This window comes from Bradyrhizobium sp. USDA 4501 (assembly GCF_054062115.1).
Map to the genome: position 1 here is coordinate 9,072,383 of NZ_JBSSEX010000001.1, position 17,633 is coordinate 9,090,015.

Consider the following 17,633-nt stretch of genomic DNA (forward strand, 5'->3'; position numbering starts at 1 on the left):
GGCTCAACGCGACCCGCTCGCCTCGCCGATCTCGTCCGCCCGCCCGGCAAACCGCAGCGCGAGGCGATCGAACCAGAGGTAGATCACCGGTGTCGTGAACAGGGTCAGCAGCTGGCTCACCAGGAGGCCGCCGACGATCGAAATGCCGAGCGGATTCCGCAGCTCGGATCCCGCGCCGCTGCCGAGCATCAGCGGAAGCGCGCCGAGCACAGCTGCCATCGTCGTCATGATGATCGGCCGGAACCGCAGCAGGCAGGCCTGATAGATCGCCTCCCGCGGCGGCTTGCCCTCGTTGCGCTCGGCATCGAGCGCGAAGTCGATCATCATGATCGCGTTCTTCTTCACGATGCCGATCAGGAGGATGATGCCGATGATCGCGATGATCGTGAGATCCTGTCCGGCCATCATCAGCGCCAGCAGCGCGCCGATCCCGGCCGAGGGCAGCGTCGAGAGGATGGTTAAAGGATGGATGAAGCTCTCATAGAGCACGCCGAGCACGATATAGACCGTGATGATCGCGGCGAGGATCAGGAACAGCTGGTTGGACAGCGAGGACTGGAACGCCAGCGCCGCGCCCTGGAAGCTCGTGATCATGCCGAGCGGCTGGTTGATGTCGGCCTGCGCCTGCTTGATCGCCGTCACCGCCCCGCCGAGCGAGGCGCCGGGCGCCAGGTTGAACGAGACGGTCGCCGACGGGAACTGGCCGAGATGCGAGATCTGCAGCGGCGCGGTCTCCACCCGCATCTTGGCCATCACCGACAGCGGCACCGGCGTCGAGCCCACCGATGACGGCAGGTAGATCGACGACAGAGAGTCCAGCGAAGTCTGCAGCGACGGATCGGCCTCGAGGATCACGCGGTACTGGTTCGAATTGGTGAAGACGGTCGAGACGATGCGCTGGCCGTAGGAATCGTACAGTGCGTTGTCGATCGTCGCCGGCGTGATGCCGAATCGCGCCGCCTGGTCGCGGTCGATGTCGACGAACACCGAAAGCCCCTGCGCCGAAATATCGCTCGTGACATCGCTGAGCTGGGGCAATTCCCGGAGCTTGTCGACCAGCTTCGGCGTCCATTCCGCAAGCTCGTTCGGATCGGCATCCTGCAGGATGAACTGGTACTGCGTCCGGCTCACCGTGCCTTCGATGGTGAGGTCCTGGACCGGCTGCATGTAGAGCGTGATGCCGGTCAGCGCCGCCGTGCTCGCCTTGATCCGGTCCATGATCGTCGAGACATTGGCCTTGCGCTGCTCATGCGGCTTCAGATTGATCAGGATGCGGCCGCTGTTCAGCGTGGTGTTGGTGCCGTCGACGCCGATGAACGACGACAGGCTCTGCACGTCCGGATCCTTCAGGATCGCGCTGGCGAGCCGCTGCTGCCGCTCGGCCATCGCCGCATAGGACACCGATTGCGGCGCCTCGGAGATCGCCTGGATCACGCCGGTGTCCTGCACCGGAAAGAAGCCCTTGGGGATAACGACGTAGAGCAGCGCCGTCAGACCAAAGGTGGCGAGCGCGATCAGCAGCACGAAGGTCTGGCGATCCAGCACCAAATTGAGCATCCGGGCGTAGATCGCAATGACGGCATCGAAGCCTTCGCGGCTGAGCCGCTGGAAGGTGTTTTCCCGCGCCATGGCCTCCGGCTTCAGTAGCTTGGCGCAGGCCATCGGCACCAGGGTCAGCGACACCACGGCCGAGATCAGGATCGTGACCGACAGCGTGATGGCGAATTCGCGGAACAGGCGGCCGACGACGTCGCCCATGAACAGCAGCGGGATCAGGACCGCGATCAGCGATACCGTCAGCGAGATGATGGTGAAGCCGATCTGCTCCGACCCTCGCAGCGACGCCTCGAGCGGCGACTCGCCCTCCTCGATGTAGCGCGAGATGTTCTCGATCACGACGATGGCGTCGTCGACCACGAAGCCGGTCGCGATCGTCAGCGCCATCAGCGACAGATTGTTCAGGCTGAAGCCGAACAGATACATCGCGCCCAGCGTGCCGACCAGCGAGAGCGGCACCGACAGGCTCGGGATCAGCGTGGCGCGGGTCGAGCGCAGGAACACGAAGATCACAAGCACGACCAGAATCACGGCGAGCGACAGCTCGTATTCGACGTCGCGCACCGAGGCCCGGATCGTGACGGTGCGGTCGATCAGGATATTGAGGTCGATCGCGGCCGGCAGCGTGGCCTGCAGCTGCGGCAGCAGGTCCTTGATGCCCTGCACCACCGAGATAACGTTGGCGCCGGGCTGGCGCTGGATGTTGAGGATGATCGCCGGCGTCTCGTTCATCCAGGCGCCGAGCTTGTCGTTCTGCGCACCGTCGACGACGTTGCCGACGTCGCTGAGGCGGACCGGCGAGCCGTTCTTGTAGGCGATGATCAGCGAGCGGTAGTCGCTGGCATTGCGGATCTGGTCGTTGGCATTGATGGTGTAGGCGCGCATCGCGCCGTCGAAGTTGCCCTTCGGCGTGTTGACGTTGGCGTTGCCGAGCGTGGTGCGGAGATCGTCGATGTTGAGGCCATAGGCCGCGAGCTTGCGGATATCAGCCTGGATGCGCACCGCGGGCCGCTGGCCGCCGCTGATGCTGACGAGGCCGACGCCCGGCAGCTGCGAGATCTTCTGCGCCAGCCGCGTGTCGACGAAATCCTGTACCTGGGCCAGCGGCATGGTCTTCGAGGTCAGGCCGAGGGTCAGGATCGGCGCATCGGCCGGATTGACCTTGGCGTAGATCGGCGGCGCCGGCAGGTCCGACGGCAACAGATTGCCCGCGGCATTGATCGCGGCCTGCACCTCCTGCTCGGCGACGTCGAGCGAGATCGACAGGCCGAATTGCAGCGTGATCACGGACGAGCCCGCCGAGCTCACCGAGCTCATCTGGGTCAGATTCGGCATCTGGCCGAACTGCACCTCGAGCGGCGCCGTCACCGACGAGGTCATCACGTCGGGGCTCGCGCCCGGATAGAAGGTCTGCACCTGGATGGTCGGGTAGTCGACCTCCGGCAGTGCCGCGACCGGGAGAAATCTGAATGCCAGCATGCCCGACAGCATGATGGCGATCATCATCAGGGTCGTCGCTACCGGCCGCAGGATGAATGGCCGCGACGGGTTCATTTCTTCTGCCCGTCCTCGGACCGCTTGTGGTGGCCGCCTCCGGGATCAGCGCCGTCCTTACTATCTCCCTTGCCGTCTCCCTTCGCGGCCCCGTTCGCCGCCCCCTTGGCCGCAGCGGCAGGGTTCGCGGCATCGGCGGCGGAGCGCACCACCACCTTCGCACCCTCGCGCAGCTTGTCGGCGCCGTCGATCACGATGCGATCGCCGGCCACGAGCCCGGACAGCACCTCGACCCGGTCGCCGTCGGTGACGCCGAGCTTGACCGGCCGAACCGAGACCGTGCTGTCGGCGTTGACGAGATAGACGAAGGTGCCGGGGACACCGCGCTGGATGCCGGCGGTCGACATCGTCGTCGCATCCTTGTGGGTATCGAGCAGCAGGCGGACGTTGACGAACTGGTTCGGAAACAGCGTGCGCTTGTCGTTCTCGAACTGCGCCCGCAGCTTGATGGTGCCGGTGGTCGCATCGATCTGGCTGTCGAAGGTCTGCAACGATCCCTCGGCGAGCTTGTTGGCGCCGCTGCGGTCATAGGCCGCCGTCGGCAGCACCGCGCCCTCCCTCAACCGCTTCGAGACCGCCTGCAGATTGTCCTCCGGCAGCGTGAACAGCACGCTGATCGGCTCGAGCTGCGTGATCACGACGAGGCCGTTGGTATCGCCGGGCGTCACATAGTTGCCGAGATCGACCTGGCGCAGTCCGACGCGCCCGTTGATCGGCGACACGATGTGACAATATTGCAAATTCACCTCGGCCGACTTCACCGAGGCGCGATCGGCCTCCACCGTGCCCTGGTACTGCGCGACCAGCGCGACCTGGGTATCGAGCGTCTGATGCGGCACGGCGTTCTGCGCGGCGAGGTTCTGGTAGCGGGTGAGATCGACCTGGGCGCCCTTCAGCTGCGCCTCGTCGCGGGCGAGCTGGCCCTTGGCCTGCGCCAGCGTCGCCTCGTAGGGGCGCGAATCGATCTCGGCGATCAGGTCGCCCTTCTTGACCTCATCGCCCTCCTTGAAATCGATCTTCATCAGATAGCCGCTGATCTGGCTCCTGATCGTCACGGTCGCGAGCGACGTCACGGTGCCGAGCGCATTCAGGCTGACGCCGATATCGCCCTTGCCGATCGTCTCCGGTACGATCGACATCGGCCCGGCGTTGCGCCCGCCACCGGCCTGCGGCGGCGCGGCCTGCTGCCGCGTCCACCAGACGATGCCGGCAAGCACCGCCAATACGAGACATCCCGTCAGAAACCCCCGCCAACGCGATCCTCGCCTGGTTCGCTCGGGCGCCACAATCGACGGGTCTTTGATCTGCTGGTCCATAACCTGCCCACGAAGAAACACGAATGAGCTCGCGCGGCTCTATGTGTCCCCTGAACTCCGCGCGCGCCACATCCGACGAAGCATTTTGAAGGCTTCTGCCGGACAAAGCGCGTTAAGAATTGTAAGGATAGCGGCTCTTCCCGGTCGGCCGCTGTTTCTCGCTGGATTGTGGCTATTTTACCCGATCATTTGTAACCAGGGCAACACGATCAGCAACAATCCGGCAAAGTAGATCAGGCCGAAGATCAGCCCGAATTTCCAGAAGTCGCCTTTGCCGATATAGCCGCTGCCGTAATACATCGGCGCCGGTCCCGTGGCATAGGGCGAAATCACGCCCATCAGGCCCAGCGAATAGACGCAGAGCAGCATCAAGGTCTGCACCGACAGGCCGGGAATGCTGGAGCCGACGGCGAGCACCACCGGCAGCACCGCGGCGGTATGCGAGGTGATGCTCGAGAAGAAATAGTGGATCCAGAAGAAGAAGGTGACGAGCAGGATCATCCCGACCAGCGGCGACGTGCCGGAAAGCGGCTTGGCATAGCCCTCGGCGACCCATTTGATGAAGCCGATCTCGTTGAGGCCGGACGACAGCGTGAGCAGCGAGGTGAAATAGAAAAATACCTCCCACGCACTCTTCTCCGCGACGATGTCCTCGAACGCGATCACGCCGGTCAGCAGCATCAGCGAGATCACGACGAACACGACCGTGGTCGCGTTGATGAAATTCGAGCCGAGCAGCGGCACGCTGATGTTGGGATTGGAGCCGCAGATCCACAGGAACATCGCGAGCACCACCAGCACCGCCATGATCCATTCGTGCCGCGACGGCGGCCCCATCTTGGCGAGCTCGCCCTCGCTCCAGGTCACGATCTCGGGGCTCTCCTTGATCTCGGGCCGGCAGACCAGATAGCTGAGCAGCGGCACCAGCAGCAGCAAGAGGATCCCGAGCGGCGCGAAGCCGATGAACCATTGCGACCAGCCGACCTCGATGTTGACGAGCTTCTTGGCGATCGAGAGCGCGGCGGCGTTCGGCGCCAGCGCGGTCAGGAACAGCGAGCTGGTGACGGCCGTGGTCGCGAACGCGGTCCACATCACGAAGGTGCCGATCTTGCCCGCGGTCGGGCCGGGCTCGGAGCCGTAGATGCGCGGGATGTTGCTGACGATCGGATAGATGGTGCCGCCGGAGCGCGCGGTGTTGGACGGCGTCGCCGGCGCCAGCACGAGATCGGAAAACGCCACCGCATAGCCGAGCCCGATGGTGCGGCGGCCGAGGCCGCGCACCAAGAGCAGCGCCAGCCGGCGGCCGAGCCCGCTCTTGCGATAGCCGATCGAGAACACGAAGGCGCCGACGATCAGCCACACCGTGCTCTCGGAAAAGCCGCCGAGCATCCAGCGCAGCGATTTGTTCGGGTCGTGCTCGACATAGCCGCCGATGCCGGCGACCGTCAGGCCGATCAGACCGACCGCGCCGACCGGCATCGATTCAAGGATCAGCCCGGTGATCACGGCGGCGAACACCGCGAAATAGTGCCACTGATTGGCGTTCAGCCCCGAAGGCACCGGGACCAGATAGATCACAAGCCAAACCAGCAACGGCGCAAACGTCCGCCATGACCATTTCATGCAGCGTCCCCCTCACCTGTGTCGATTGTCGGGCGCGCAAGCCGCCGTGTCCCGGCAGCGCCGCCATCTTTTTGTTGCAATCTAGCACGACCGCGCAGTCCGTCTCGGGAAACTGCTGCGGAACGGCGCGCCTTGTGGAGGAACCAGCGCGTTTCGTCAACACGTAGCGTCCCGGTGGCAGCCCCCATCGCAAGACCGCCCGCGCTTTGCTATCCTTGGCGGTATGACGTCACGCGACTCCGCCTCCTCCGAGATCACGCCCGAGGTGCTGCTGCGCGCCTATGCCTGCGGCATCTTCCCGATGGCGGAGAGCGCCGACGATCCGACCCTGTTCTGGGTCGAGCCGGAATTGCGCGGCGTGATTCCGTTCGACGGCTTCCGTGTCGCCTCCCGCCTGGCGCGCACCGTGCGCTCCGATGCCTTCACGGTCACCGTCGATACCGCGTTCAAGGCCGTGATCGCCGGTTGCGCGGCGCCGCAGCCCGGCCGCGACGACACCTGGATCAATAGGCGCATCCGCGATCTCTATGTCGGGCTGTACGCGTCGGGCCATTGCCACAGCGTCGAGGTCTGGCAGGACGACAATCTGGTCGGCGGGCTCTACGGCGTCAGCCTCGGCCGCGCGTTCTTCGGCGAAAGCATGTTTCACACCACGCGCGATGCATCGAAGGTCGCGCTGGTGCATCTGGTGGCGCGGCTGATCGCGGGCGGGTTCGAACTGCTCGACACGCAATATGTGACGGAGCACCTGAGGACGTTCGGCGCGATCGAGATCTCGCGGCGCCGCTATCGCGCGCTGCTCGACAAGGCGATCACGGGCGCGCCGGCGGATTTCCGCAAGCTCGACGCCACCCAGCCGGTCAAAGGTGCCGACGCGCTGGCAATCATCGCCGAGCGCAATTGAACGGTTGATCGCGTAGCCCGGATGAAGCCAACGGGTCGCGCGAACGCGCGCCCGATGACAGGCTCCGCGCAATCCGGGACAAGTCTCTCCGCGGAGAGAAACCCGGAGTTCGCTGCGCTCCATCCGGGCTACGCCGTGCTTGCTAGTTCCCAAACAATCCGCCGAACAACCCGCCCGGCCGCTGCTGTTGCTGGGGCGGCGGAGGTGGCGGCTGCTGCTGCTGGTATTGCGGCTGTGGCGGCGGACGCGGCGCGGCCTGCTTCGGCGGCGCGCGCTTCTGGGCCGGCGGTGGCGGAGGCGTCGGCGCCTTCGGCGGGTCGGGCGCAGCGGTCACGATGGTCTGGTCCGGCCCTTTGCAGTCGGTCAGCCAGATGTCGTAGATCGGATGCTCGACGCCGTGCAGGCCAGGGCTCGCCGCGAACATCCAGCCCGAGAAGATCCGCTTCACCTCGCCCTGCAGCGTGATCTCGTCGACCTCGACAAAGGCATCGGTGTTGGCGGCTTCCGTCGATGGCCTCGTGTAACAGGCATCGGTCTTCACCCGCAGCGCGCCGAACTGCACGGTCTCGCCGATATCCTCGTCGAAATTGATGATGCGCCCGGTGATCTTGTCGAGACCGGAGAAGCTCGCCTTCTTGTTGGTGATCTTGGTCGACGGCGGCTCCTGCACGACCTCGTCGCCCGGCTGCAACGTGGCAGGCGTCTGCGGCGGGGTGCCTGGGGGCGTGCCCTTGGGACGCTGCCCCGGCGGCAGCGGGTTGGCGCCGGGCGGCGTATTGGCGACGGCGGGACCGCCGGGTTGCGGCGGCTGCACCGCGACACCGGGCTGGGTGCCCTGCGGAGCCACCGTCGAGCCGGGCGGCGGCGCCAGCGGCTGCGACTGCACGCTGCCGGGCGGCGGCACCGCCTGGCCTGGCGGCAGCGCCCGCGGCTGTGTCGGCAACAGACGGCCGCGCGGCAATTCCGGCACTTCCTCGTCGTCGTCGCTGGGAGGGGCCGGCTGACCACGCGGGATCGCACCGGGCGGACGCGGCGCGGGATCGGAGAAAATCGTTCCGATCTGCGCGCGCGCGGGCGGCGCAAGCGAGATGGTTGAGGCGGCAACCAGGGCCGCAAAGCCAGTCAGGGCAACGGTTCGAAGCATCTCGCGCGGCTTTAAAGGGCGAATCGGGCTCGCGACAGTCTACCTTGATATCGGCCGCTCGCAGGCCACCGGTTAACACGCCGAATACGGCGGGGAAAGGGCACCCGGCCACCCCTCCCCGGTCCACTGGGCAGCCTCTGGTCACTCCTGGGAACACGTGTGATAGTCCTCACGCTGAAGGCACGCCGCCGCGCGTGAAAACCAGGAAAATCCGGATCGAACCGGACCAGCCAGAGGAAACCCACCATGCCCGATCGCATCAGGCTCGACGGCCGGGTCGCCGTCGTCACCGGGGCTGCCGGCGTCATCGGAACCGCCTCGCTTCAACTGCTCGCCGAACGGGGTGCGCGGATTGTCGCAGTCGACCGCAAGGGCGCCGATCTCAAGGCCGCCATCAAGGACCTGCCCGCCTCGGCCGAGGCCCTCGCAATCGAAGCCGACGTTACCGACGAGGACGAGGTCAAGGACTATGTCCGCGCCGCCGTCGACCACTTCGGCACCATCGATGCCTTCTACAACAACGCCGGCGTCGAGGGCGACATCAGGCCGATCCCCGAATATTCGCTGGAGAGCTTTCGCCGGGTGCTCGACGTCAATGTGGTCGGCGTCTTCCTCGGCATGAAGCATGTGCTGCCGGTCATGCTGAAGCAGAACCAGGGCAGCATCATCAACACCGCCTCGATCGCGGGCCTGATGGGATCACCGATGATCGCGGTCTACAGCGCGAGCAAGCACGCGGTGATCGGGCTGACCAAGAGCGCGGCCTGGGAATGCACCGGCACCAGCGTGCGGGTCAATTGCGTCTGCCCCGGCATGATCGAGAGCCGGATGCTGAGCACGATCCTGCAGGGCCGCTCCGGCGGCAACGCGCCGCCGCCGATCGAGAAGATCGTCGACCGCATCCCGGCGCGCCGGCTCGGTCTCGCAAGCGAGGTCGCCTCCATCGTCGCTTTTCTTGCCTCCGACGAGGCGAGCTACGTCTCCGGCTCCGCCTACACCGTCGACGGCGGCCGCACCGCCGCCTGACACGACCGTCATTCCGGGATGGTGCGCAAGCACCAGACCCGGAATCTCGAGATTCCGGGTTCGATGCTTCGCATCGCCCCGGATTGACATCACCAAAAGAAGGTCCTCCCAATGCCCGTCGTTCTCGATCCCGATGCCGCTGCCGTCTACAAGGCGTTCCAGGAGGCCGGCCGTCCCGCCTATGAGACGCTGACCGCGCCGGAAGCGCGCGACTATTATCGAGCCGCCCGCGTCGTCTCCAATCCCGAGCCTCCCGCGTTGGAATCGAGCAAACCGCTCGCGATCCCGGCGCCGCACGGCACGATCCCTGCCCGCATCTACACGCCGAACACGCTGCGCAAGAAAGACGGGCTCGCGCCCTGCCTGGTGTTCTTCCACGGCGGCGGCTGGGTGATCGGCGACCTCGATACCCATGAGGTGGTTTGCCAGAAGCTTGCCCATGAGGGCGAGCAGATCGTGATCTCGATCGATTATCGGCTCGCGCCCGAGCATCGTTTCCCCGCCGCGGTCGATGACGCCATCACCGCGACCCGATGGGTCGCCGCCAATGCCAGGGATCTCGGCATCGACGCCGCGCGCCTGATCGTCGGCGGCGACAGCGCCGGCGGCAACCTCGCGGCGGTGGTTGCCCTGACCGCCCGCGACGGCGGGCCGAAGCTCGCGGCCCAGCTGCTGATCTATCCCGCGACCGATTTCTCGCGGAAGCATCCCTCGCATCGCGAGCCCGAGACCAGCATCCTGCTGACGCATTCGGTGATCGGCTGGTTCGCCAACCATTATCTCGGTGACGCCGACAACAACGACTGGCGTGCCTCGCCGGCGCGCGCGAAGGACTTTGCCGGCTTGCCGCCGGCCTATGTGCTGACCGCCGGCGCCGATCCGCTCCGCGACGAAGGCGACGAGTATGCGAAATTCCTCAAGGACGCCGGCGTGCCGGTGACCTACCGGCATTTTCCCGGCCAGTTCCACGGCTTCTTCACCATGGGCAAGCTGCTCAATCAGGCCAATATCGCGGTGACCGAGATCAGCGCCTGGCTGAAGACGCTGGGCTGAGCAATCGGACTCGCGGCGACGTGGCTGGCGTCGTTCCCGATCGGGGCTCGCGAGCGCATCGCGAGCCTCTTGCGGCGTTAGTGCGCCTTGAAGTTCCCCACGCCGCGCGATAGTGCCGCCGTCAGCGCTTCACGCCGCCGGGCACTCCAGCCATCGAGATCGACTTGCTCACGCCACTCCTCGTCTACGGTATCCCGCTCGATTTCATCCTGTTCGCGCTGACGCTGCTCGGCGTCGCGATCTTCCATCACCACACGCTCGCGGTGGCGCTGACGGGCCTTGCCGCGATCGTCGCCTACAAGCTGCTGTTCGCGGGCTTTGCGAAATTCGGCGCCGGCCTGCCCGGTCTCGCGCATCACATGGAGCATGAGTGGGTCACGCTCGCCAACCTGTTCCTGCTCCTGATGGGCTTTGCGCTGCTGTCGCGCCATTTCGAGGAGAGCCGCATTCCCGACGAGATGCCGGCGCTGCTGCCCGATGACTGGAAGGGCGGACTGATCCTGCTGGTGATCGTGTTCGTGCTGTCGGGCTTCCTCGACAATATCGCGGCCGCGCTGATCGGCGGCACCGTGGCCCGCCACGTGTTCCGAGGCCGCGTCCATATCGGCTATCTCGCGGCCATCGTCGCCGCATCGAATGCCGGCGGCGCCGGCAGCGTCGTCGGCGACACCACGACGACGATGATGTGGATCGACGGCATCAGCCCGCTCACGGTCGTGGAGGCCTATGTCGCAGCCATCGTCGCGATGCTGGTGTTTGCGGTGCCGGCCTCCCTGCAACAGCACCGCTTTTCCCCGATCGTGAAGGATGCACCGTCCGGCCTCAGAATCGACTGGGCGCGGATTGCGATCGTGGCCGTGATCCTGCTCGCCGCGCTGACGGCCAATGTGACGGCCAATCTGAAGTTCCCCGCGCTGCTCGATACGCTGCCCGTGCTCGGGCTCGCGGTCTGGGCCGCGATCCTGGTCACCTCGGTGCTGCGGCGGCCGGACTGGTCGGTGATGCCCGAGACGCTGAAGGGCACCGTCTTCCTGCTCGCGCTGGTGACGGCGGCCTCGATGATGCCGGTCGAAAAATTGCCCACCGCATCGTGGCAGACCGCGCTCGGGCTCGGCTTCGTCTCGGCGGTGTTCGACAATATTCCCCTGACCGCGCTGGCGCTGAAGCAAGGCGGCTATGACTGGGGCTTCCTCGCCTACGCGGTCGGATTTGGCGGGTCGATGGTCTGGTTCGGCTCGTCGGCGGGCGTTGCGGTGTCCAACATGTACCCGGAAGCCAAATCGGTGGTCCGCTGGATCACCCAGGGCTGGCCGATCATGGCGGCCTATGTCGTCGGCTTCTTTGTGATGCTCGCACTGCTTGGCTGGCATCCCGACGCGCCACATTGACGCAACACAATGCTGCAGTGCACAATTGCACTTACCTCAAAACTGTGGAAAATCGAGACAATTCCGTTGACATTGCTAAACTCCATTCGCCGTAACAAGTTATGGAGAGTTCGCATGAGTGTTAGTGCAGAAGTCCTCGCCCGCGCTCCGTCGGAGCAGATGGAGGACGAAATCAACACGGTGACTTCGCATCGACCACGCAGCAACATCCGGCCCCTCTCGCCGATGCCGGACTATGTCGAGCATCGCAACGGCGTCAACGAGGTGGGCAAGCTGTCGGCCGAGGCGGTCGTGCGCGAATATGAAGCGGCGGTGAAAGAGATCGAGGCCCTTGGATCGGAACTGCAACTGGCCGCCAAGAACTGCGAGGTCATGGTCGCAGGCGTTCATGACATGATCGCGGAGATCAAGGAGTTCGCTGCCGGTTACCGCGATCAGGGCAAGCGCTTCTTCCTGCAGATCGAAGCCGTCTCGCTGATGACCGCGGAGGTCAGGGATACCTGCGAAGCACTCAAGAAGAAGATCGCAACCGATACATTGGGCCAGTGATCTTTCGGTTGAAGCACGGTTCGCGATCAGAGCATCCGTGGATCTCTGCGATCGTGGGCTGATCCTGTATTGGTGAATGACTGCGCTATTCCGGCGCGGCGGAACCGTTAGTTCTATTCAAGACCAAGTCGCTCAAGACTAAGTCGTTCAACATCTTGCCCCGCTTCGGCGGGGCATTTTTTGTTGCGAGACGAGTGATCTCTGCACGGGCTGCGTCCTCGAACCGGCCGGACCTCCGTCCATGCCCTTAACGTGCGTCAGTTGCACGCCCGGTCATGTCCGTTGCCGGAGGCAAATCGGATATCGCGGACCAGCGATCGATGAAATCCTTGGCCGGGAGCGTGTCCGTGCCGGCGACGGCAATGCCGTCGGTCCGGGGCGCGTGCGACTTGATGGTCGCGGCGGTCGCGGTGACAGCCAGCAGGGCGACAGCCACGAACCCGGTAATCGTTCGATGCTTTGTCATTAGAACCTCCTCGGGTCCCCAATGCCCACTTAACGTGGGTCACGGGAACCCTCGTCAGGTTCATCACTGCAAAGACGACATGGATCGCGTGAAATCGGACAACGAGCTTGTCCCAAACGCGCCTACCCGGCCCGCGCCGCACGCCGTAGCGATTGCGGCGGCTGGCCGAAGGCGCGGATGAAGGCGCGGCGCATCCGCTCAGGATCGCGGAAGCCGGTGATCTCGGCGACGCGCTCGATCGCCTCGCCCGACGACTGCACGCGCTGCCGCGCGACTTCGATCCTGAGCCGCTCGACCGCTTTCGACGGCGTCGTGCCGGTCTCCGCGATGAAGGCGCGGGTGAAATGCCGCGAACTCATCCCGGCCTTGTCGGCGAGGTCCTCGACCGTCAGCGGCGCATCGAGATGCTCGCGCGCCCAGGCGAGCAGCGGCCCGAACCGGCCATTCGGCGTCTTCAATTCCAGCAGCGAGGAAAACTGCGACTGCCCGCCGCTGCGCCGATGATACAGCACGAGTTGCCGCGCGGTGTTCTGCGCGACCTCGTCGCCATAGTCCTCGGTGATCATCGCGAGCGCGAGGTCGATGCCGGCGGTGATGCCGGCCGAACTCCAGATATTGCCGTCGCGGACGAAGATCTGGTCCGGCTCGAGCTTGATCTTCGGATAGGTCTTCACGAAATGCGGCGTGCGCTGCCAATGCGTGGTGGCGCGGCGGCCGTCGAGCAGGCCCGCCTCGGCCAGCACATAGGCGCCCGAGCAGACGCTGGCGACGCGAATGCCGCGGCCGGCCATCCGCCGCACGAATGACAGCGTGGCTGGACAGGTCGCCGGCGTGCGCACGCCGTTGCCGCCGGCAATGATCAGCGTCGTGATCGCCGTCGATGGCTTGAAGCCGCGTGCGAGCATCTCGACACCGGACGAAGAGCGCACCGGTCCTGCCTTCACGGCAAGCGTCCTGATCGCCGGCGCGTTGTTGGCGAAGCGCGCCGCGATCTCGAAGGCCGCGATCGGCCCGGCCGCGTCGAGCAGCTGGAAGTCGGGAAAGATCAGGATGCCGATCATCGCCAAATCCTCGCGGGTGACGTTACTTTCCTGGCAGCCCTCTCTCAGGAGCCTTCGTCCGAAAATGAGGGAAATACGCCATTTTGGACGAGAGGCCATCATGCCATCGTGGTTCCGTCAAGCGCTATTTGGAGCCCCCGATGACCGAACCCCTGCAGATTGGATTGCTCGTCTTCCCGAAGGTGACCCAGCTCGACCTGACCGGTCCGCTGCAGGTGTTCTCCTCGGTCCCCGGCGCCAAGGTGCATCTGATCTGGAAACGCATCGAACCCGTTCCGACTGATTCCGTCATGGTCCTGACGCCGACCACGACCTTTGCCGATTGCCCGCAGCTCGACGTGATCTGCGTGCCCGGCGGCTTCGGCACCGACGACATGGTCGGCGACGAGGAGATGCTGGCCTTCCTGCGCAAGCAGGCCGAGGGTGCGAAATACGTCACGTCGGTCTGCACGGGATCGCTGGTGCTCGGCGCGGCCGGCCTGCTCAAGGGCTATCGCGCCACCACGCATTGGAGCTCGATTGATTTCCTGTCGGGCTTCGGGGCCATTCCGACCAGGACGCGCGTCTGCGTCGACCGCAACCGCTTCACCGGTGGCGGCGTCACCGCGGGCATCGACTTCGCGCTGACGCTGGTGTCGGAGCTCGTCGACCGCAAGACCGCGGAAGCGATCCAGCTCAGGCTCGAATACAACCCGGCCCCGCCGTTCAACGCGGGCTCGCCGGAGACCGCACCGGCCGAGATCCTCGCTTTCATGAAAGAGCGGATCGCGCCGTCGCAGGCGCGCCGCGCCGACTTGATGGGCCGTGCCGCGGCACGGCTGTCCTGACCTGATCGCCGCAAAGAAAAAGGCCGCCCGGTTTCCCGAGCGGCCCTTCCTGTCTCACGGTAGCCTCACATTTGCGGGCGATTTCAGGACGTCTGTACCGGGGGCCTATCTCCCGGCCGCATCCAACTCGGAGGCCGCTGCACATCGGGACAGTCGCGATCTGGAGCCCGATCCGACGCGATGGTTTCCCATCTCCGTAAGATGGCCCTATTGAGCCGCGAACCCGCGCCCGGCGCAAGCGGGCAGCATCGGCTGCAGCCCACCTGTCCCCGCTGTTACCGTTGTTCACAGGCGCGCGCTTGCGCTGCCGGGCGCGTGTGCGATGCACGCGCGTCGTTACGCACGTGCACGTCAGAACAACAATGCGTCAAAGTCAGCTTCCCGGCGTCCAGGCGTGATAATCGCCGGTCGCCTTGGGGCGGCGGCCGCTCGCCAGCGTCGAGCCGGACGGGCGGTAAGCCTGCGCGGTGCCGGTCAGGTTCGGCAGATGCGGCTTCTCCCATTCGCGCGCCTGGTAGCTCTCCTCGGTCGGCGGCACATCAACCGTGTGATGCAGCCAGCCGTGCCAGCCGGCCGGAATGCGGGAGGCTTCGGCGTAGCCGTTGTAGACCACCCAGCGGCGCTCGAAATGCAGCGTCGGGTCGATCTCACCGCCCTTGGTGCGGTAATAGCGGTTGCCCTGCTCGTCCTCGCCGACCAGTTCGCCGAATCGCGAGGTCCACAATTGCGTGCCAAAGGTCTGGCCATTCCACCAGGTGAAGAATTTCAGCAGGAATTGTTTCATGCGTGGCCGGTCGTCGGTTCGAGACTATGCGGCTCTGATGCCACCTCATTCCCCAAATGTCCAGCCGCCGCCAAGGTAGCCCCGCACCCCTCGGACAGCCCCCGGTTTATGCACCCGTTTGGCGACCAAATGACGCGCTCACGAGGAGTTTTGTTCAGCTGCCATACATGAGCCGCCGGCTACGCGAAGATGACCCACAATCAATGTGGAGCACGGGAACGTCCGACCACAGAGATGGTTAGACATTCACCGTTTTGATGGAGTCCAAAATGATCAATATGAAGGTTCTGAGCACCGCCGCGGCTCTGGCGCTTGCGCTGCCGTTGGCTGTGGCGCCGACCGTTTCGTTCGCCCAGTCTGCCGCACAGATGGGTGCGATGGGCGGCGGCGGCCACGTTGGCGGCGGCGGAGGTGGTGGTGGCGGCGGCTTTGGCGGCGGCCGCGGAGGCGGAGGTGCCATGGGCGGCGGCGGTGGCGGCGGCTGGCACGGCGGCGGTGGCGGCGGTCACTGGGCCGGTGGTGGCGGCGGCGGTTGGCGCGGCGGTGGCGGCTGGCACGGCGGGTATCATCGTGGCGGCGGGTTCTGGCCCGGCGCGGTGGCCGGTGCGGTCGTCGGCGGCGCCCTCGCCTCGGGCGCGTATTACGGCTCCGGCTATGGCTACGGCCCCGGCTATTATGACGACAGCTACGGCTATTACGATGAACCGTCTGTTGCCGTGGAGGTGCCGAGTGGCGGCGGCGCCAGCTACTGCGCGCAGCGCTACAGGTCCTACGATCCTGCCTCGGGCACCTATCTCGGCTATGACGGCCGGCGGCATCCCTGCCCGTAATGAAGGCCTGAATTCTTGATTGCAAAAGGGCGGCGCCAGCGCCGCCCTTTTTTCATGTACGCAAGTCTTATGTGCGCAAGGCGACCGCGACGGCCGCGAACGTCACCACGAGCGCTGCGATGTCGCTCGTGCTGAGCGGCTCGCGCAGCATCGCCGCTGCCGCAAGCACGCCGACGACGGGGACCAGCAGCGTGCCGATCGACGCGGTCGCCGCCGGCAATCGCTCGAGCGCCGCAAACCAGCAGACATAGCAAAGGCAGAACTGGATCAGCGTCATGTAGATCATCGACGCCCAGCCGAACTGCGACAGCGCGGCGAGCTGCGGCTGCTCGATCATGATGCCGATGATTGCGATCGGCACGCAGCCGATCGCAAGCTGCCAGGCCGCGAGCGACAGCGGCGGCATCGCGAGCTTGAACGATTTGGTCAGCACCGTGCCGAGCCCGACGCAGACCGCGCCGGCGAGCGCGAACAGAATCCCCGGCAGCTTGCCGAGGCTTGCGTCGATGCCGCCGCCGCCGATCAGCACCGCGATCCCGGCGAGCGCCACCGCAAGCGCAAGCGCACGCGGCAGCGACACACGCTCGCCGAGCACCGGCCAGGCCACCAGCGCGACCCACACCGGAATCGATATCCCGAGCACGGCCGCCTCGCTGGCCCGCAGCCAGATCAGCGCGAGGCCCATGGACGCGACCCAGCCGCCGATCGACAGTGTCGACACCAAAGCAAGCCGCAACCACATGCCGTCGGGCACGCGCAGCGTCTGTCCCCGCACCAGCGCGACCAGCCCGAGCGCAACCGCGCCGACCACGCCGCACAGCCCGCGCGCGGACAGCGGCGGCCACTCCGTGAGCAGGAACTTCATGATCGGGAAGTTGAGTCCCCAGCCGATCGAGGCGACCACCAGGAATGCGACGCCAAGCGGTGACAGCGGGGCGCGGCCGGCGATGGGAACTGCGGTCATGGACCTGTCGTAAAGGGGATGGACAAATACAGGTGATGTGTCACGGCTAGCTGGAAATCTGCTTGTCAGCAAACAGCATATGCATTCTATGATACAGACTTTCCGTCTAGGTTCCGCCTTAATTGACGAACAGGCCAAGCGAGTCGCCGGCACGCGAGGCCGTTAGAAAGAGGATGCATCGTGCCGAGCGTTCTCGTGGTTGATGACGACCCGATGGTGTGCGTTGCCATCGAGGTGTGTCTGCAACGCCAGGGCTTCGAGGTCACCGTCGCCGATGGCGGCGAAGCCGGCATGCGCGCGCTCGAGCAGGCCACCTTCGACGTCATGCTGGTCGACGTCTTCATGCCGCATATGCGCGGGTTCGAGGCGATCCGCGTCTTCCACGAGCGTGCCCCCGATATTCCCGTCATCGCGATGTCCGGCTATGCCTTCGCCAATGCCGATCGCGCGCCGGACTTCCTGCGGATGACGATCGAGCTCGGCGCGTCCGCCTGCCTGCGCAAGCCGTTCACCCCGCAGGCGCTGATTGCCGCCGTTAACGAATGTCTTGCGAAGTATGCACCTTCCGCTCGTCTTTCGAAATAATT

Annotated in this window: 16 protein-coding genes; 8 read left to right on the plus strand and 8 right to left on the minus strand. The window is 65.5% G+C overall.

Annotated elements, in window-relative coordinates:
* Positions 1–3: 3 nt before the first annotated feature.
* The 3 genes from ACVWZM_RS42415 to ACVWZM_RS42425 form a co-directional block, all read right to left on the minus strand.
* Positions 4–3,111 (minus strand): MdtB/MuxB family multidrug efflux RND transporter permease subunit, encoded by a 3,108-nt coding sequence (locus ACVWZM_RS42415; protein WP_456856230.1) that lies wholly within the window; start codon positions 3,109–3,111, stop codon positions 4–6.
* The gene (locus ACVWZM_RS42420; RefSeq protein WP_206601537.1) at positions 3,108–4,427 is read right to left on the minus strand and encodes an MdtA/MuxA family multidrug efflux RND transporter periplasmic adaptor subunit; all 1,320 of its coding nucleotides are present in this window, start codon (positions 4,425–4,427) and stop codon (positions 3,108–3,110) included. Before ACVWZM_RS42420 ends, ACVWZM_RS42415 begins: the two co-directional genes overlap by 4 nt.
* Positions 4,428–4,604: 177 nt before the next feature.
* Entirely contained in the window at positions 4,605–6,050 is a 1,446-nt protein-coding gene (locus tag ACVWZM_RS42425) for a DASS family sodium-coupled anion symporter (protein WP_018271403.1), read from the minus strand.
* Positions 6,051–6,273: 223 nt separating this feature from the next.
* On the opposite strand from ACVWZM_RS42425, the gene aat reads away from it, so the two are divergent.
* Entirely contained in the window at positions 6,274–6,954 is a 681-nt protein-coding gene (gene aat, locus ACVWZM_RS42430) for a leucyl/phenylalanyl-tRNA--protein transferase (RefSeq protein WP_076832236.1), read from the plus strand.
* A 142-nt stretch (positions 6,955–7,096) separates the two neighbouring features.
* On the opposite strand, the gene ACVWZM_RS42435 is transcribed toward aat, so the two are convergent.
* Positions 7,097–8,098 carry a DUF2155 domain-containing protein gene (locus ACVWZM_RS42435; protein WP_076832233.1) on the minus strand — a complete coding sequence of 334 codons (1,002 nt, stop codon included), beginning with the start codon at positions 8,096–8,098 and terminating at the stop codon, positions 7,097–7,099.
* Between the two features lie 246 nt (positions 8,099–8,344).
* On the opposite strand from ACVWZM_RS42435, the gene ACVWZM_RS42440 reads away from it, so the two are divergent.
* The 4 genes from ACVWZM_RS42440 to ACVWZM_RS42455 all read left to right on the plus strand — a co-directional run bounded on the left by ACVWZM_RS42440 (position 8,345) and on the right by ACVWZM_RS42455 (position 12,114).
* A complete protein-coding gene (locus tag ACVWZM_RS42440; RefSeq protein WP_456814386.1) occupies positions 8,345–9,124 on the plus strand; it encodes an SDR family NAD(P)-dependent oxidoreductase in 780 nt (259 codons plus the stop codon).
* A 111-nt stretch (positions 9,125–9,235) separates the two neighbouring features.
* On the plus strand, positions 9,236–10,177 hold the full coding sequence (locus tag ACVWZM_RS42445; RefSeq protein WP_076832230.1) for an alpha/beta hydrolase: 942 nt from the start codon (positions 9,236–9,238) through the stop codon (positions 10,175–10,177).
* A 164-nt stretch (positions 10,178–10,341) separates the two neighbouring features.
* The gene (locus ACVWZM_RS42450; protein WP_253590372.1) at positions 10,342–11,565 is read left to right on the plus strand and encodes an SLC13 family permease; all 1,224 of its coding nucleotides are present in this window, start codon (positions 10,342–10,344) and stop codon (positions 11,563–11,565) included.
* 114 nt (positions 11,566–11,679) lie between these two features.
* Complete coding sequence (locus ACVWZM_RS42455; RefSeq protein ID WP_229193149.1) at positions 11,680–12,114, plus strand: hypothetical protein; 435 nt, start codon at positions 11,680–11,682, stop codon at positions 12,112–12,114.
* Positions 12,115–12,361: 247 nt separating this feature from the next.
* Here ACVWZM_RS42455 and ACVWZM_RS42460 read toward each other — a convergent pair whose 3' ends face one another.
* Entirely contained in the window at positions 12,362–12,580 is a 219-nt protein-coding gene (locus ACVWZM_RS42460; RefSeq protein ID WP_456814384.1) for a hypothetical protein, read from the minus strand.
* Positions 12,581–12,702: 122 nt separating this feature from the next.
* The gene (locus ACVWZM_RS42465; RefSeq protein ID WP_229162640.1) at positions 12,703–13,641 is read right to left on the minus strand and encodes a GlxA family transcriptional regulator; all 939 of its coding nucleotides are present in this window, start codon (positions 13,639–13,641) and stop codon (positions 12,703–12,705) included.
* Between the two features lie 140 nt (positions 13,642–13,781).
* Between ACVWZM_RS42465 and ACVWZM_RS42470 the strand changes: the two genes are divergently transcribed.
* Positions 13,782–14,468 (plus strand): DJ-1/PfpI family protein, encoded by a 687-nt coding sequence (locus ACVWZM_RS42470; RefSeq protein WP_057019976.1) that lies wholly within the window; start codon positions 13,782–13,784, stop codon positions 14,466–14,468.
* 373 nt (positions 14,469–14,841) lie between these two features.
* Here the strand turns inward: ACVWZM_RS42470 and ACVWZM_RS42475 are convergent, their stop codons facing one another.
* Positions 14,842–15,252 (minus strand): NADH:ubiquinone oxidoreductase subunit NDUFA12, encoded by a 411-nt coding sequence (locus ACVWZM_RS42475; RefSeq protein WP_057019975.1) that lies wholly within the window; start codon positions 15,250–15,252, stop codon positions 14,842–14,844.
* Positions 15,253–15,521: 269 nt separating this feature from the next.
* Between ACVWZM_RS42475 and ACVWZM_RS42480 the strand changes: the two genes are divergently transcribed.
* Positions 15,522–16,082 carry a BA14K family protein gene (locus ACVWZM_RS42480; protein ID WP_456814382.1) on the plus strand — a complete coding sequence of 187 codons (561 nt, stop codon included), beginning with the start codon at positions 15,522–15,524 and terminating at the stop codon, positions 16,080–16,082.
* A 67-nt stretch (positions 16,083–16,149) separates the two neighbouring features.
* Here ACVWZM_RS42480 and ACVWZM_RS42485 read toward each other — a convergent pair whose 3' ends face one another.
* On the minus strand, positions 16,150–17,046 hold the full coding sequence (locus tag ACVWZM_RS42485; protein ID WP_076832182.1) for a DMT family transporter: 897 nt from the start codon (positions 17,044–17,046) through the stop codon (positions 16,150–16,152).
* Positions 17,047–17,226: 180 nt separating this feature from the next.
* Here ACVWZM_RS42485 and ACVWZM_RS42490 point away from each other — a divergent pair, with 180 nt between their 5' ends.
* The gene (locus ACVWZM_RS42490) at positions 17,227–17,631 is read left to right on the plus strand and encodes a response regulator (RefSeq protein ID WP_026192708.1); all 405 of its coding nucleotides are present in this window, start codon (positions 17,227–17,229) and stop codon (positions 17,629–17,631) included.
* Positions 17,632–17,633 lie beyond the last annotated feature (2 nt).